The 15654-nt window shown below is 74.0% G+C and carries 9 protein-coding genes; 4 read left to right on the top strand and 5 right to left on the bottom strand.

Annotated elements, in window-relative coordinates:
- Positions 1 to 50 precede the first annotated feature (50 nt).
- From ACFYUV_RS16855 to ACFYUV_RS16840, 4 genes are all read right to left on the bottom strand, one after another.
- The gene (locus ACFYUV_RS16855; RefSeq protein ID WP_358010508.1) at positions 51 to 773 is read right to left on the bottom strand and encodes a VIT1/CCC1 transporter family protein; all 723 of its coding nucleotides are present in this window, start codon (positions 771 to 773) and stop codon (positions 51 to 53) included.
- Between the two features lie 200 nt (positions 774 to 973).
- Entirely contained in the window at positions 974 to 1669 is a 696-nt protein-coding gene (locus ACFYUV_RS16850) for a hypothetical protein (RefSeq protein WP_387669429.1), read from the bottom strand.
- A gap of 156 nt (positions 1670 to 1825) precedes the next feature.
- A complete protein-coding gene (gene pulA / locus ACFYUV_RS16845) occupies positions 1826 to 4396 on the bottom strand; it encodes a pullulanase-type alpha-1,6-glucosidase (RefSeq protein WP_387669427.1) in 2571 nt (856 codons plus the stop codon).
- 69 nt (positions 4397 to 4465) lie between these two features.
- Positions 4466 to 5041, bottom strand: a complete 576-nt coding sequence (locus ACFYUV_RS16840) for a DUF2690 domain-containing protein (protein WP_387669426.1) — start codon at positions 5039 to 5041, stop codon at positions 4466 to 4468.
- A 209-nt stretch (positions 5042 to 5250) separates the two neighbouring features.
- Between ACFYUV_RS16840 and ACFYUV_RS16835 the strand changes: the two genes are divergently transcribed.
- Complete coding sequence (locus tag ACFYUV_RS16835; protein ID WP_387669425.1) at positions 5251 to 7467, top strand: hypothetical protein; 2217 nt, start codon at positions 5251 to 5253, stop codon at positions 7465 to 7467.
- On the opposite strand, the gene ACFYUV_RS16830 is transcribed toward ACFYUV_RS16835, so the two are convergent.
- Positions 7427 to 8620 carry a cytochrome P450 gene (locus ACFYUV_RS16830; RefSeq protein WP_387669423.1) on the bottom strand — a complete coding sequence of 398 codons (1194 nt, stop codon included), beginning with the start codon at positions 8618 to 8620 and terminating at the stop codon, positions 7427 to 7429. The genes ACFYUV_RS16835 and ACFYUV_RS16830 overlap by 41 nt on opposite strands.
- Before the next feature lie 105 nt (positions 8621 to 8725).
- On the opposite strand from ACFYUV_RS16830, the gene ACFYUV_RS16825 reads away from it, so the two are divergent.
- From ACFYUV_RS16825 to ACFYUV_RS16815, 3 genes are all read left to right on the top strand, one after another.
- Positions 8726 to 12133 (top strand): phosphodiester glycosidase family protein, encoded by a 3408-nt coding sequence (locus ACFYUV_RS16825; protein ID WP_387669422.1) that lies wholly within the window; start codon positions 8726 to 8728, stop codon positions 12131 to 12133.
- Between the two features lie 186 nt (positions 12134 to 12319).
- A complete protein-coding gene (locus ACFYUV_RS16820; RefSeq protein ID WP_387669421.1) occupies positions 12320 to 14497 on the top strand; it encodes a glycogen debranching N-terminal domain-containing protein in 2178 nt (725 codons plus the stop codon).
- 30 nt (positions 14498 to 14527) lie between these two features.
- A complete protein-coding gene (locus ACFYUV_RS16815) occupies positions 14528 to 15622 on the top strand; it encodes a glycosyltransferase family 4 protein (RefSeq protein ID WP_387669420.1) in 1095 nt (364 codons plus the stop codon).
- The last annotated feature ends 32 nt before the right edge of the window (positions 15623 to 15654 follow it).

The following is a 15654-nucleotide window of genomic DNA, read 5'->3' as shown; positions in this document are numbered from 1 at the left end:
CGCGCGGCCGCGTCAGGAGACGGCGCGGCGACGAGCGGTGTGCGGCCGCGTCAGGAGACGGCGACGCCGAGCAGGTGGCCGAGGCCGAAGGTGACGGCGGCGGCGCCCGCGCCCAGCCCGAGCTGGCGCAGGCCGCCCAGCCACCACGGCCGCGCGGTCATCACGGCCACCGCCGCGCCGAACCCGAACAGCGCCACCATGCTCAGCGCCAGCGCCAGGAACAGCCCCGACGCCCCGAACAGGAACGGCGCCAGCGGCACCAGCGCACCCGCGGCGAAGGCGAGGAACGACGAGCCGGCCGCCAGGTAGGGCGAGGGCAGGTCGTCGGGGTCGACGCCCAGCTCCTCGCGCACGTGCACGCGCAACGCCTGCTCCGGATCGGCCGACAACCCTTCGGCGACCCGGCGGGCGAGGTCGGCGTCCAGGCCGCGCGACCGGTAGAGGGCGGCCAGCTCGGCCCGCTCGCCGTCGGGGTTGCGGGCCAGCTCGCGCCGCTCCACGGCGATCTCGGCCCGCATCAGCTCGGTCTGGGAGCGCACCGACGTGTACTCGCCGGCCGCCATCGAGCAGGCCCCCGCGACCAGGCCGGCGAACCCGGCGAGCACCGCGCCGCGCCCCGCGCCCGCGGCGCCCACGACGCCGGCGATGAGCGCCACGTTGGAGACCAGGCCGTCCATCGCCCCGAACACCGCCGGGCGCAACCAGCCGCCGGTGACGTCACGGTGGCTGTGGTGCTTCTCAGGAGAGTAGGGCCGGGCCAGCTCAATCGTCATGACAATCCTCCCCTTATTGGCAGTTCGTCACGGAATCTAGGCCCTTCCGGCATGATCCGCAACGAAGGAGAGGCTAGCCTGATCTGCGGTTTTCCCGCTGCGTCACCGCCCGTGCACGCGCGACCACGTGCCCGGGAGCGGAAACGCGAACGTCCCCCCGGAGCCCGCGGCGCGCGGGAGCCGGAGGGACGCGGACGGGGTCAGGCGTGCGCCGGGCTGGCGGGATCAGGCTGAGCGGAACCCGGCTGAGCGGCACCCGACCGGGCGGCCCTCGGGCCGTTGACGATCGCGTCGCAGTCGGCGATCGCGTCCTCCAGCAGCCTGCGCAGCAGCGCGTCGGGGTCCTTGATGCACGCCTGGACGATGCCGACCACGGCGAGCTGCACCGCGTTGGGCGCCGCGTACCGGCGGAAACCCTTCTCGGTGATCTTGGCGGCCCGGCTGAAGCGCCTGGCCTGCTCGGCCGCGTGCGGCACCTGCTCCATCGCCCTGCGGCTCAGCTCGCTCAGCCGGCCGGACGGCGCGCCGTCGAGCCTGGCCAGCATCTCCTCGGCCGCCAGCACCGACACCGCGAGCGCGAGCTGGCGCTCGGCGGCGGCGACGGGCAGGGCCGTGGTCGCGCAGCGCAGCGCGATGTGCGCGTCGATCCGCAGGTCGTCGCCGGCCAGCCCGATGATGGACGGCACGAGCCCGACCAGCTGGGCGCGGCTCTCGTCGCCGGTGTTGTCGTTGACCAGGCGGGCGAGCGCGGCCAGCAGCGGATGGGTGCAGGCCGGGTGGTCGCTCCACCGCTCGCCGGCCAGGTAGGACGCCAGCTCCATGAAACAGGCGCCGCGCTTCGGGTTGCGATGCCTGCCGCGGGACAGGACCGGCATGTGATCAAGGTGATTGTCCACGGGGTGCTCCATGCTCCACGCGATCGCCGTCCAGCCAGTTTGCGCTGTCGGGCGCGTCAAAGCCAGTGATCGGGCATCTTCCACAGGAATGGTTCCCTCAGGCGATGCGATCATTCCTCAACCGCTATTCATGGTTATGGCACCAAAGAATTTAATTTATGAGGAATTTTCGGCATTTATGACGAAAACAGCGGCCGTACGGGCCGGAACCGTCAGCGTGCCGGCCACCGAGTCGTAGGACGACCGCCTGACCACCTCGTCCGCCGACGCCGCCTGCACCGGGTGCAGCGCCACCCGGCGGCCCGGCGGCACCCCCGGCGCCCGCGTGCAGGGCGACGGAGTGGGGTTGAGCACCACGACCACCGCGTCCCAGCGCGGGTCCAGCCCCGCGGTGTCCACCCGCATCACGATCACGCCCTCGCCGCCGGCCGGGAACGACAGCCGCCGCCGCACCTCCTCCGCCGTGCCCAGCGCGAACGCCGGGGTCGAGGCCCTGATCCGCAGCAGCTCCCCGAACGCCGCGCGCGCCGCCCCGATCTCCGCGCAGCCGGGACGCAGCGCCGGGTCGGCCAGCAGCGGCCGGGCGTACGGCCAGGCGGCCTCGTTGTCCGCCCGCGGCGGCAGGCCCGCGCCGAACCCGTTGCCCGCCGAGCAGTCCCACAGCAGCCGGTTGAACCAGTCGCCGGAGTCGTAGGAGTTGCGGTCGAGCGACTTCGAGCGCAGCCGCTCGCTGCCCGCGTGCACGAACGCCGCCCCCTGCCCCAGCAGCACCGTGGCCACCGACAGCACCTGCATGCGCACCCGGTCGGCCATCGGCGTGCCCACGGGCAGCTTGTAGGCCAGCGCGTCGAACAGCGTCTCGTTGTCGTGCGCGTCCACGTAGGACACGACGTCGTCCGGCCGGGCGGCGTAACCGGCGGCGGCGCCGTTGTGATCGACCTCCGAGCCCGCGCGGCCCGAGGGCAGCACGTAGTCGCGCAGGCCGCCGGTCAGGCCCAGCATGACCAGCTCGGTGCAGTGGCGCAGGCGCTCGCGCTGCTGCTCCTCCGAGCCGTTGGCGGGCGCGCCGTTGGGCGCACCGGCCAGGCCGGAGCCGTACCCCTGCACGCGCGGGTCGGCGTCGAACGGGCCGCCGCCGCGCACCGCGTCCCGCAGCCGGTCGTCGAACGTGCCGATGCCGGTGCCGGCCATGTTGGCCTGCGTGGCCTGCTCGAACCTGGCGTCGCCGGCCACCTCGCCGAAGCTCCAGCCCTCGCCGTACAGGATGATCGAGCGGCCGTCCACGCCGTCGCGCTCGGGGGTGAGCGCGTCGAGGGCGGCGCGCACGGCCAGGATGTTGGCCTTCGGGTGGTGGCCCATGAGGTCGAAGCGGAAGCCGTCCACCTTGTACTGCCTGGCCCAGGTGCGCACCGAGTCGACCACCAGCCGGCCCATCATGGCGTGCTCGGGCGCGGTGTTGGCGCAGCAGGTGGAGGTGGCCAGGGAGCCGTCCTCCAGCAGGCGGTGGTAGTAGCCGGGCACGATCGGGTCCAGCACGTCCGCCGAGTGGGTGTGGTTGTAGACCACGTCCATGACCACGCGCAGCCCGGCCTCGTTCAGCGCGGCGACCATGGCGCGGAACTCCCTGATCCGCTCGTCCGGGTCGGTCGCGTACGAGCCTTCCGGGACGGTGTAGTGCAGCGGGTCGTAGCCCCAGTTGAAGGAGTCGCGGTCCGCGGTGAGCGCCACGATCTCCTGCTGCCGTTCGGAGTCGGGCGGCAGGGCGGCGAGGTCGCAGCCGGGCTCGGTGCGGTCGGACCGGCGCTCGGGGATCGTGGCCACGTCGAACACCGGCAGCAGGTGCACGTGGGTGAGCCCGTCCGCGGCCAGCGCGCGCAGCTCGCGCATGCCGTCGCCGTCGTGGCGGAAGGCCGCGTACGTGCCGCGCAGCTCCTCGGGCACGGTGGCGTCGGAGGCGGAGAAGTCGCGTACGTGCAGCTCGTAGATGACCGCGCGGTCCAGCGGGACCGGGGCGGGCTTGGCCAGCCGGTCCCAGCCGGGCGGCTTGAGCGCGGGGTCGTCCAGGCTCACCAGCCTGCTGCGCACCCCGTCGGGCGCGGCGGCCAGGCTGTAGGGGTCGGTGACCTCGTTCGTGACGACGCCTCCCGCGGCGGGGGAGTAGACGGTGACGCGGTAGGTGTAGTCCTTGCCGTACCAGGTGGGCAGGCCGCGGATCGACCACACGCCGGTCTCCTCGTCCAGCCGCATCGTGTGCAGGCGGCCGCCGAGCGCCAGCTCCACCCGCCGTGCGGTGGGGGCCCAGAGGGCCAGCCGGGGCAGCAGCCGTCCGGACGGCCCGAGCCCGGCGCGCACGGCCCCGGCGTAGACGTCGTCGAGCACGCCCGGGATCTGCACGCCGGTCGCCGCGGCCACCGCGCCCGAGCCGTCGCGGGCCACGGCCACCACCTGGCCGCGCAGCGCCTCCTTCACCAGCCCGGCGTCCTCGGGGCGCAGCTTGAGCGCGGTGCCGCCGGCCAGGTGCGGCCACGCCCGCATCCGAACCTCGCCCAGCGCGCCCGGCGTGAGCGGGACGGTCACGGCATGGCCGGTCAGTCGGCCGTCGTGGCAGGCGATGCCGCCGGCCGGGGCACAGGCCAGCGCGTGCGTCAGCGACGGATCCACCGTCCAGACGACCGTCTCCCTGTCGATCCAGTGGGCCCGCGCCTCGCCGTCGCCGATCGCGGTCACGTAGATCATGGTGCCCGCCCGGCGGCGGCCCATGCGAGGACGCCGCGCCGGAGGGGCCGGGCGCAGGCCCTAGCTCTCGGTGACGTCGGTGCCGTCGGGCATCAGCATGGCCGTGCAGGCGTATTCGACGTCCGCCCGGCCGTGGCCGCCGAAGGAGCACGCCTTGGCGGCGACGTTCCCTCCCGGGCTGAAGGCCATCGGCGACTCCAGCCATCCCCGGGTGCGCTCGCCTGCCGCGAAGAAGCGGGTCGCGTCCTTTCTGTCGGGCTCTGTCCAGGGCTGGAGATAGAAGACGTCGTTCTGCGGCTGCGCCCGCGCCCACAGGGTCTGGCAGGTGCGGCTCCAGCGCAGCTCCAGGATCATCCTCCCGGCGGCGACCGTCCGCACGGCGGTGCCGCCCGGCACGGTGACCGCGTCCTTGTCGCAGCCGGTGACGCTCGCGTCCTTCTTGTCGCAGTTCTCGCGGCTCGGGGTCGCGGCGCAGCCCTGGCGTTCCTTGGCGGCCTCCTGGTAGGCGACCGTGCCGACGAAGGTCACCACCGCCGCCAGCACCGCCGCGAGCACCGCGAACCAGCCGTTGATCCGCGCGGAGCGGATCTGGTCGCCCGGTCCCGGTGAATGCTGCTGCGGCAGCGTCGTCGTCATGATGCCTCGCTTCGGTGCCCTCGCTTCAGATGTACGCCCGGCAAGCCCCCGATGTGCGGAAATGCGGCTTTCCCCACAAGGCTCTAGCCGCCAGGAGAGGGCCGGATGACACGCCTCCGCTTTCGTGACCGTGTCATTACTTTGCGTAATCAGTGACTTTGCGTGATCCTGGGCTCATGGACGGATTCCTGGACCCCACCTGCGGAGGCATGACCGAACTACGTGTGCACGGCGTCTCCGGCACCCCGCCGGCGAGCATCCTCAACCATCCCCACCCCCGCCAGATCGCCGGCGACGCCACCACCGGCTTCTACCGCCGCTGGTGGCCCGGCGGCCGGCCCGACGGCGAGCAGGACGACCTGCCCGGCGTCCGCCACCGCGAGGCCTACGCCTGGGGCGGCCTCACCTCGGGCGGCAGGACCATCGCCCTCTGGCTGCTCCTGCTGCCCTTCTCCCTGGCCAACCTGTCCTACTTCATGCTCCCCAGACCTCCGGCCGGCGCCCGCCTGCGGCACGTGGCCGAGGCGGCGCAGCGGCTGTTCGCGCTGCTGCTCACCGGCACCCTCGTGGGCGCGGTCACCCGGGCGAGCGTCGACCTCGTCGGCTGGCAGTGCACCGCGGCCGGCCGGGCCTGCGCCCGCGAGAGCGCGCCCGCCTGGGTCCACTGGATGAGCGAGTTGTGGGGCGCCGACCCGTCGCGGCGGCTGGCGGTCGCCGCGCTGGCGCCGTTCGCGGTGGTCGTGCTGCTGTGGTGGCTGGCGCGGCGCACCTGGGAGCGCGACGAGCAGACCGGCATCCCGCACGACGGCGGCTCGCGTCCCGGGCCGTTGCTGGCCCGGCCGCGGTTGTGGCACGGCGGCGCCCCCGTGTGGCGGTTGCGGGCCGTGCACGTCGCCTTCGCGCTGGGGTCGATCGGCCTGGCGGTGTCGGCGCCGTTCGTGGGCGACCCGCGGGGGCTGGCGCTGACGGCCGCCAACGCCGCCGTCCAGGTCGCCGCCGCCGTGCTGGCGGCGCTGCCCGGCATCGCCAGGCGGCTGGCCCCCGGCGAGGCGGTCCCGCCCTGGCTCACCGGCGCGTGCCGGGTGCTGCGGGTGGCCGGGCCGCTGGCCTTCGTGGCCACGATCGCCGCCGCCCTTACCGGGATGTCACCCGCGCTGCCGGGGCGGCAGCTGCCCGGCATCGGCGTTGGAGCGTTCCAGGTCGCGCTGACTGTCGGGCTCGGGCTGTTCATCCTGGTGGCGACGTTCGTCCTGGCGCGCATGGACCGGCCGGCCGGGACCGGCGACCCGATCGAGCGGCGGGCGATGTGCGGCATGGCGGCCTGGTTCACGCTGATGGTGGCGGCCGGCAGCGCCAACGTGCTCGCCCTCGGCCTGCTGTTCTGGACCGCCACGTTCTTCGGCGTGCCCGCCTCGGTCGCCGAGCCGGGGCCGGTCGAGCGCAGGCTCTACCTCGACGACCCGGTCTGGTGGACGGCCGCGCTCGTGCCGCTGCTGGTGATCGGGTTCGTCGCCGTGGCGGCCGAGCTGTGGCTGGCCCGCGGGTCGGCCGCCGCCGCGCTCACCCCGAAGCTGACCCCCTACTACGGCGCCTACGACCGGGACGTGGCCGGCAAGTGGGCGCTGGCCGCGCTCACCGACCGCGCCGGGCTCGTGCTGGCCGTGCTCACCGGCATCGGCGTGGCCGGTTCCGGCGCGGTGACCGTGATCTACCGGTTCCACCTGTTCGCCCCGGTGGGCGGGCTGGCCGGGCTGCTGGCCTCGATCGGGAGCTGGGCCATGACGGCGATCGTCGTGGGCCTGGTCCTGCTGGGCCGCCGCACGTACAGCGACACGCGGCTGCGCCGCACGGTCGGCATCCTGTGGGACGTCTCGACCTTCTGGCCCAGGGCCATCCACCCGCTGGCGCCGCCCTGCTACACCGAGCGGGTGATCCCCGAGCTGCTCGCCCGGGTCAAGACCCTGACCAGGACCGCCGACGACGAGGTGGTGCTGTCCGGCCACAGCCAGGGCAGCGTGCTCACCGCCGCGCTCGTCCTCCAGGTACGGCCCGAGCTGCGGCCCCGGGTCCGGCTGCTCACCCACGGCTCGCCGCTGCGCCGCCTGTACGCCGCCTTCTTCCCCGCCTACTTCGGCACCCCCGGCCTGTCGGCGATGCGCGACGCCGTCCGCTGGACGAACCTGTACCGGCTGAGCGACCCCATCGGGGGGCCGGTCTTCCGCCGGGTCGACCCGTTCGGGCCGCGTCCGGCGGGCGAGGGGGAGCAGACCGTCGACCGGTTCTGCTGGGACCCGCTCCAGCCGGGGCCGGGCGAGCCGCTGCCCGAGGCGCGCTGGCACTCCGACTACTGGCTCGACCCGGCCTACGAGGAGACCCTGGCCCGGCTCACCAGGTCAGATGGAGCTCCTCGGGCGCGCGGTGGATGAGCGTGGCGGCCATCACGACGTCCGCGCGGGCCAGCCGGAGGCCGGGCAGCTCGGCCACCAGCAGCTCCAGCGTCACCCGGAGCTGCTCGCGGGCCAGGAACGCGCCGGGGCAGCCGTGCACGCCGTGCCCGAACGCCAGATGACGGGCGCGCGGCCGGGTGATGTCGAAGACGTCGGGCCGCTCGTGCACCGCCTCGTCGCGGCCGGCCGAGGCGAAGGAGACGAAGACCGTCGAGCCCTCGTCCAAAGGCGTGCCGGCCAGGGTGAGCGGCCTGGTGACGCGGCGGCGGAAGCCCTGGACGGGCGCCTCGTACCGGGCGGCCTCCTCGATCGCGGCCGGGATCAGCTCGGCCGGGCTCGCGCACAGCAGCTCCCACTGGCGGCGGTCGCGCAGCAGGCGGTGCACGACCGAGCCGAGCAGCGCGGTCGTGGTGAGGTGCCCGGCGAGCATGACGTTCTCCACGTTGGAGGCGATCTCGTCCCGCTGGGCGGGCGTCGGCTCGCCGGGGCCGGGCGCCAGGCCGCGCACCACCTCCCCGGTCAGGTCGCCGGATTCGCCTGAACGGGCGGCGTGGGCGGCCAGCAGCCGCCGCAGCGCGGCCACGTCGCGGGCGGCGGCGATCTGCTCGTCCTCGGGCATCGGGGTGAACAGCAGGTCCTCGGCCCGGAAGCCGCCCCTGATCGCGGTGGGCACGTCGGCCGGGGGAAGGCCCAGCAGGTGGCCGATCACGGCGGCGGGCAGCGGCCTGGCGTAGCGGGACATCCACTCGCCCCCGCCCGCCTCGGCGAACGCGGTGACCAGGTCGGCGGCCGTGGCGGTGACGAACGGCAGGGCGGCGGCCACCCGGGCGGGCGACAGGCCGCGGGTGAGCGGCCTGCGGTAGCGCCGGTGCGCCTCGCCGTCGGTGCTCAGCACCACCGGCGCGCCGCCCGGCACCCCGGCCAGCTCGGCGAAGGCCCGCGGGCTCGGGATCACGTCGGGCCGCAGGGCGCCCTGGGAGGAGAAGTCGTCCGGCCTGGACAGCACCTCGCGCACGTCGTCGTGCCGGGCCACCAGCCAGGCGTCCAGCTCCTCGATGAAGGTGAGCCCGGGGGCGGCGCGGGCGCGGGCGTAGAGCGGGTACGGGTCGCGGTAGAGCGCCTGTCGATCCACGCGTCCCATCGTCGGGCGTGGTCAGGGGCGCCACAAGATCTGAAATTTTCTTTTAGTTCACTCTGAAGTCTTGAAACTTATATCCACGAACGATTGAGTTCGGTCGTGCAGACCCTCCGTTTCCTGGCCGCCGCCGCGCTCGTGTTAGGGCCGGTGGCCCTGAGCGCGCCCGCGCAGGCCGACCCCGCCCCGCCCGCCGAGGACGCGCTGAAGGCGTCCTCCTACCCGCCGCCCTCCACGCTGATCAGCCAGGCCACCGCCGGGCAGCCCCGGCTGGAGACGGCCAAGAGGACCCGGCCGGTCGCGCCGGGCCTCTCGCTGACCTCGTTCGACACCTACGACGCGCTGGGCTGGCTGCGCGCCGACGCGCTGACCGCCGACCTCGGCGGCGGCAAGGGCGGGCCCAGGGCCGACTACGTCTTCTCCGGCGAGGTGACCAAGACCGAGCCGCTGTCCGGCCCCGCCGGGCGCTCCCGCGCGGTGGCGGCGGTCAACGGCGACTTCTTCGACATCAACAACTCCGGCGCCGCCCAGGGCATCGGCGTGCAGGACGGCACGCTGGTCCAGTCGCCGGCCGCCGGGCACGACAACGCGGTCGCCGTCACCGGCGACGGCGTCGGGCGGGTGCTCAAGATGTACTTCGAGGGCACCGCCACGCCCTCCGGCGGCGCGCCGATCGCGCTCACCCAGTTCAACCAGATGGTCCAGAACGGCGGCGTCGGCCTGTTCACGCCGCTGTGGGGCTCCTACAGCCGGGCCCGCGCCGTCGAGGGCGCCGCCACGGTCGCCGAGGTCGTGCTGGTGGACGGCGTGGTCACCGAGGTGCGCAACGCCGCCGGCACCGGGCCCATCCCGGCCGGCACCACGATCCTGCTCGGCCGGGACGCCGGCGCCGCCGCCCTGTCGGCCCTGAAGGCCGGCGACCGCGTGGACGTGAAGTACCAGCCGAAGGCGTCGGACGGCGCCGCCGTCAAGGCGGCCGTCGGCGGCAACTACGTCCTGGTCAAGGACGGCGTCGTGCAGAACAGCGGTGACCCGGCCGCGCACCCGCGCACCGCCGTGGGCTTCTCCGCCGACGGCAGGAAGATGTACCTGCTGACCGTGGACGGCCGCCAGGCCGACAGCCGCGGCGTCACGCTCAACGAGCTGGCCGCCATGATGGTGGACCTGGGCGCGGCCAACGCGCTCAACCTCGACGGCGGCGGCTCCTCCACCCTGCTGGCGCGCGAGCCCGGCTCGGCCGAGGTGCAGGTGGAGAACAGCCCCTCCGACGGCGGCGAGCGCCACGTGCCCAACGGCCTGGCGCTGTACGCGCCCGAGGGCAGCGGCAAGCTCAAGGGCTTCTGGCTGGAGACCGCCAGCGACCCGGCCAAGGCGCCCGGCGTCGGCCCGGTCGCGGGCGGCCGCCCCGACCGCGTCTTCCCCGGCCTCACCAGGCGGCTGACCGCCGCCGGCTACGACGAGACGTACGGCCCCGCGGCCGGCACGCCGTCCTGGCGGGCCAACCCGGCCGTGCACGGCGTGATCAGGAACGGCAGGTTCCACGCCCTGGTGCCCGGCCAGACCACGGTCACCGCCGCGCGCGGCGGCGCCAAGGGCACGATCGGCCTGACCGTGCTCCAGCCGCTGCAGCGGCTCGGCGCCACGGCCGACCGGCTCGGCATCTCGGGCGCCGACGGCAGCGCCGCCTTCGGCGTCGTCGGCTACGACCACAACGGCAACTCCGCGCCCATCGAGCCGGACGACCTCACGCTCGACTACGACCGGAACCTGTTCGAGGTCACCCCGGCCGAGCACGGCTACTTCACCGTCAAGGCCCGGCAGACCACCGGCTCCGGGCTGATCACCGCCAAGGTCGGCAAGATCACCACGGCCGTGCCGGTGACGGTCGGCTTCGAGTCCAAGCCGGTCGCCGACTTCGAGGACGCGGCCAAGTGGACCTTCGCCGCCGCCCGCGCCACCGGCTCGCTGTCGGCCGCGCCGGGCCAGAGCGGCGGCGGGCTCAAGCTGTCCTACGACTTCACCACCTCGACCGCCACCCGGGCCGCTTACGCCAGCCCGCCGCAGCAGATCGTGGTGGACGGGCAGCCGCAGGCGTTCGGGCTGTGGATCAACTCCACCGGCAAGGGGGAGTGGCCCAGCCTGGAGTTCTACGACGCGCTCGGCCAGTCGCAGATCCTGCGCGGGCCGTACCTGACGTGGACCGGCTGGCAGTACGTCGAGTTCCCGGTGCCCGCCGGGGTCAACTACCCGCTCAAGCTCCGGCGCTTCTACGTGGCCGAGACCAGGGCCGACGCCAAGTACACCAACGACATCCTGATCGACGGCCTGGTGGCCAAGGTGCCGCCGTCGATCACCGCGCCCGCCGTGCCCAAGGTCGCCGACCCCGTGGTCAAGGCGGACGTGGCCAAGGCGCCCTGGCGGTTCGCGGTCATGTCGGACGCCCAGTTCGTGGCCAGGAACCCCGACAGCGACATCGTCAGGAACGCCCGCCGCACGCTCAAGGAGATCAAGGCCGCCAAGCCCGACTTCCTGCTGATCAACGGCGACCTGGTGGACGAGGCGTCGCCGGAGGACTTCGCGCTGGCGAAGAAGATCCTCGACGAGGAGCTGGGAGGAGAGCTGAAATATCACTACATCCCCGGCAACCATGAGGTCATGGGCGGCAAGATCGACAACTTCAAGGCCGTCTTCGGCGACACGTACGGAGCCTTCGACCACAAGGGCACCCGCTTCGTCACCCTGGACACCTCCCGCCTGAACCTGCGCGGCGGCGGCTACGACCAGGTCGCGATGCTCCGCTCCGAGCTCGACAAGGCGGCGAAGGACGCCTCCGTCGGATCCGTCGCCGTGCTGTTCCACGTGCCGCCGCGCGACCCCACGCCGGGCAAGGGCAGCCAGCTCGGCGACCGGAAGGAGGCCGCGCTGGTCGAGGGCTGGCTGGCCGGCTTCCAGCGCGACACCGGCAAGGGCGCGGCCTTCATCGGCGGGCACGTGGGCACGTTCAACGCCTCGCGCGTGGACGCGGTGCCGTACTTCATCAACGGCAACTCCGGCAAGAACCCGGCCACCGCCCCCGAGGACGGCGGCTTCACCGGCTGGTCGCTGTGGGGCGTGGACCCCGTGACGCCCGCCGAGGCCGAGCACGTACGGCGCAACTGGTTCACCGACGCGCCCGACTGGATCGGCGCGCAGGTGCGGCCGCACGTGGACGAGCTGACGCTGACCGCGCCCGCGACCGTCGCCGTCGGCGCGCCCGCGCCGGTCACGGCGGCGATCCGGCAGGACGACCGGGCCGTCCCGGCCGCCTATCCGGTCTCGGTCACCTGGTCCGGCTCGCCCAACCTGCACGTCGGCACCCGCCAGACGGCCAAGCCGTGGCACGTGGCGGTGCTCGACCCGGGCACGGGCACGATCACGGCCCTGCGGGCGGGCCAGGTGACGGTCGCGGTCACCGTCAGCGGGGTCACCCGCCAGGCGACCGTGGCGCTCACCGCCAAGGCCGCCGCCTGAGGCCCCCGGCCGGGGAGGAACCCCCCTTCCCGGCCGAAACCTTCCCAGATACCGAAATATCGGGATGAAGGGTTAAGAATCTAGGCAGTCATGGGATTTCCCCTTCTTCCCCCGGATAGCACTCCTGACGTGCGGGGACCTGCCCCCGCGAGGCGCGGGACCGGGGGAAGGACTGGGGGTTCGTCGGTGAACGCATGGACCTTCGAGGGACAACCCGGCGCGCTGGGCGACACGGTCACGCTCGTGGAGGGCGGCTCGTTCTGCGTGTGCCAGTGCGGCGGCGACATCGTCCCCGGCGGCGCGCAGGGCGTCTACCACGCCGACACCCGCCTGCTGTCCCGCTGGATGCTGCGCGTGGACGACCATCCCGTCGAGCCGCTGCAGGTCATCATGGGCGAGCCCTACCACGCCACCTTCCTCGGCAAGGCCCGGCCGCGTCCCGGATGGGCGGAGAGCACGCTGCTCGTGGTGCGCGACCGCTACGTCGGCGGCGGGCTGCGCGAGGACCTCACGCTGCGCAACATGTCCGAGGAGGCCGCGGGCTGCGTCGTGTGCGTGCAGGCCGGCGCCGACCTGGCCGACCTGTTCGAGGTGAAGTCCGAACGCAGCTGGCCCGCCGAGGACGTCGAGATGAACCCCGGCGAACGCGGCATCGAGGTCTACTCGCCCAGCCGCGCCCGCGGCGCCAGGATCGCCGTCGAACCGCCCGGCACGCCGGTCGTCACCGCGCCGGGCCTGCTCACCTTCGACGTCGTCGTGCCCGCCCGCGGCGAATGGCACGTCACCGTGCTGGTGACGCCGGTCCACGAGGGTGAGGAGTCCGCGGCCCGGTTCCCGGTCGCCCATCCCCCCCACCACGCCGAGCCGGCCCGCCGCCTGGCCGAGTGGACCGCCAGCACCCCCGTCCTGGAGAGCACGAACGCCGCCCTCGTCGAGGCCCTGGCCCGCTCCCGCGAGGACCTGGGCAGCCTGCGCCTGTTCGACCGCGACCATCCCGACGAGCCGCCCGCGATCGCCGCCGGCGCGCCCTGGTTCATGACGCTGTTCGGCCGCGACTCGCTGCTGACCTCCTGGATGGCGCTGCCGCTGGACCAGACGCTCGCCCTCGGCACCTTGCGCCGGCTGGCCCGGCTCCAGGGCACCAAGGTCGACGCGCTGTCGGAGGAGGAGCCCGGCAAGATCATGCACGAGCTGCGCTTCGGCGTCCAGGACGGCTCCTCGCCGTACGGCGGGCGGGCCTACTACGGCTCGGTGGACGCCACCCCGCTGTTCGTCATGCTGCTCGGCGAGCTGCGCCGCTGGGGCGTGCACCGCGAGGCGGTCGAGGAGCTGCTGCCGCACGCCGACGCCGCCCTGGCCTGGATCGAGGAGTACGCCGGCCGCGACGGCTTCGTCTGGTACCAGCGCAAGACCGACCGCGGCCTGGTCAACCAGGGCTGGAAGGACTCCTTCGACGGCGTCAACTTCGCCGACGGCACCATCGCCCGCCCGCCGATCGCCCTGGCCGAGGTGCAGGGCTACGTCTACGCCGCCTACCTCGCCCGCGCCCACTTCGCCTGCCAGCAGGGCGACGAGGCCGCCGAGCGGCGCTACGTGCAGCGGGCGCGCGAGATCAGGGAGGCGTTCAACGAACGGTTCTGGCTGCCCGGCCCCGGCTACTACGCCATGGGCCTGGACGGGCGCGGCCGGCCCATCGACGGCCTCGGCTCCAACATGGGCCACTGCCTGTGGGCCGGCATCGCCGACGAGGACAAGGCCCGGCAGGTGGCCCGCCACCTGCTCTCGCCGGAGATGTTCACCGGGTTCGGGGTGCGTACGCTGGCCTCGTCCATGGGGGCCTACAACCCGATGAGCTACCACAACGGCTCGGTGTGGCCGCACGACAGCGCGATCATCGCCGCCGGGCTGATGCGCTACGGCCACGTCGAGGAGGCCCAGCGCATCGCCGTCGGGCTGCTGGAGGCCGCGCACGCCTTCGGGGGGCGGCTGCCGGAGCTGTTCTGCGGGTTCGGCAAGGAGGAGTACGGGCGGCCGGTGCCGTACCCGACGTCGTGCTCGCCGCAGGCGTGGGCCGCCGCCGCGCCCATCCAGCTCCTGCGCACGCTGCTGCGGCTGGACCCGTGGGTGCCGTACGGGAAGATGTGGCTGGTCCCGGCGCTGCCCGAGGGGTTCGGGGAGGTGACGATCAAGGGCATGCCGGTGGGCGACTCCAGGGTCGGCATCCGCGTCAGGGGCGAGGACGGCACGCCGCTGGTGTCCGGCCTGCCCGACGGCGTCGAGCTGGTCACCGAACCGCGCTGCCCGATCAGCGGCGCCTGCCGCTCCGGCCCCGCCCGCAGGGCGCACGGCCTGCCGGCGTTGTGACGACCGGACCGACACGGGGGAGGTGCTGGGATGACGACGGATCCCGAGGACGACTGGGAAGGCGCGCTGCGCATCGTGATGGTGGCTCCGCCCTGGGAGGAGGTCCCGCCGCGGGCCTACGGCGGGATCGAGCAGATGCTCGCCGACCTGATCACGGGCCTGTCCGCCCGCGGCCACGAGGTGACGCTGATCGGCGCGGGCAGCACCGGTCTTCCGGCCAAGTTCCTGGTCACCTACCCCGAGGCGCCCTCGGAGCGGATCGGCGAGGGGCTGCCCGAGGTGCTGCACGCCGCCCAGGCCTGGCGGGCGCTGGAAGGGCTGCCCGCCGACATCGTGCACGACCATTCACTGGCCGGGCCGCTCACCGCCCTCGGCCGGGCGACCCCGACCGTGGTCACCTGCCACGGCGATGCCGGCGGCGAGCTGGGCGAGGTGTACCGGGCGCTCGGCGAGCACGTCAACCTGATCGCCGTCTCCGACGCCCAGCGCGCCGACGCACCCGACCTCAACTGGATCGCCACCGTGCACAACGCGCTCGACACGGCCTCCTTCCCCTTCCGGGAGCACAAGGAGGACTGGGTGCTGTGGCTGGGCCGCTTCTGCCACAGCAAGGGCCCGCACCTGGCCATCGACGCCGCCCGCGCCGCGGGCCGCCGCATCGTGCTGGCCGGCAAGCTCACCGAGCCGTGCGAGCACCTCTACTTCGACGAGCACGTACGGCCGCGGCTCGGCCCCGGCGTCACCTACCTGGGCGAGGCCGACGCCGGGCGCAAACGCGAGCTGCTGGCCGCCGCCCGCTGCATGGTCTTCCCCATCCAGTGGGAGGAGCCGTTCGGCATGGTGGTGATCGAGGCCATGGCCTGCGGCACGCCCGTCGTCGCCATCGGCCGGGGCGCGGTGCCGGAGATCGTGGTGGACGGCGTGACGGGGTTCGTCCTGCGGGAGCCGGCCGAGCTGCCCGCGGCGATCGAGGCGGCCGGGCGGCTCGACCCGCGGGCCTGCCGCGCCCACGTCGAGCGGCACTTCGGCGTGAGCGCGATGGCCGCGGCCTACGAGGCGGTCTACCGCCGCATGCTGGCCGCCCCCCGCCCGGCGGCGCTCACCGGCGAGCCCACCGGGCGGTGACCCCGCCGGTGGTGCGCGCCGGTGGCGGGCGC

Source organism: Nonomuraea sp. NPDC003560 (assembly GCF_042878785.1).
GTDB lineage: Bacteria > Actinomycetota > Actinomycetes > Streptosporangiales > Streptosporangiaceae > Nonomuraea.
The sequence above is the reverse complement of the archived record's forward strand: the minus strand, read 5'-3'. Positions and strand labels throughout refer to the sequence as shown.

Bases quoted from the DNA above. Each gene is read 5' to 3' on its own strand.
- ACFYUV_RS16855 (WP_358010508.1), bottom strand. From the start codon at position 773: ATGACGATTGAGCTGGCCCGGCCCTACTCTCCTGAGAAGCACCACAGC.
- ACFYUV_RS16840 (WP_387669426.1), bottom strand. From the start codon at position 5,041: ATGACGACGACGCTGCCGCAGCAGCATTCACCGGGACCGGGCGACCAG.
- ACFYUV_RS16835 (WP_387669425.1), top strand. From the start codon at position 5,251: ATGACCGAACTACGTGTGCACGGCGTCTCCGGCACCCCGCCGGCGAGC.
- ACFYUV_RS16815 (WP_387669420.1), top strand. From the start codon at position 14,528: ATGACGACGGATCCCGAGGACGACTGGGAAGGCGCGCTGCGCATCGTG.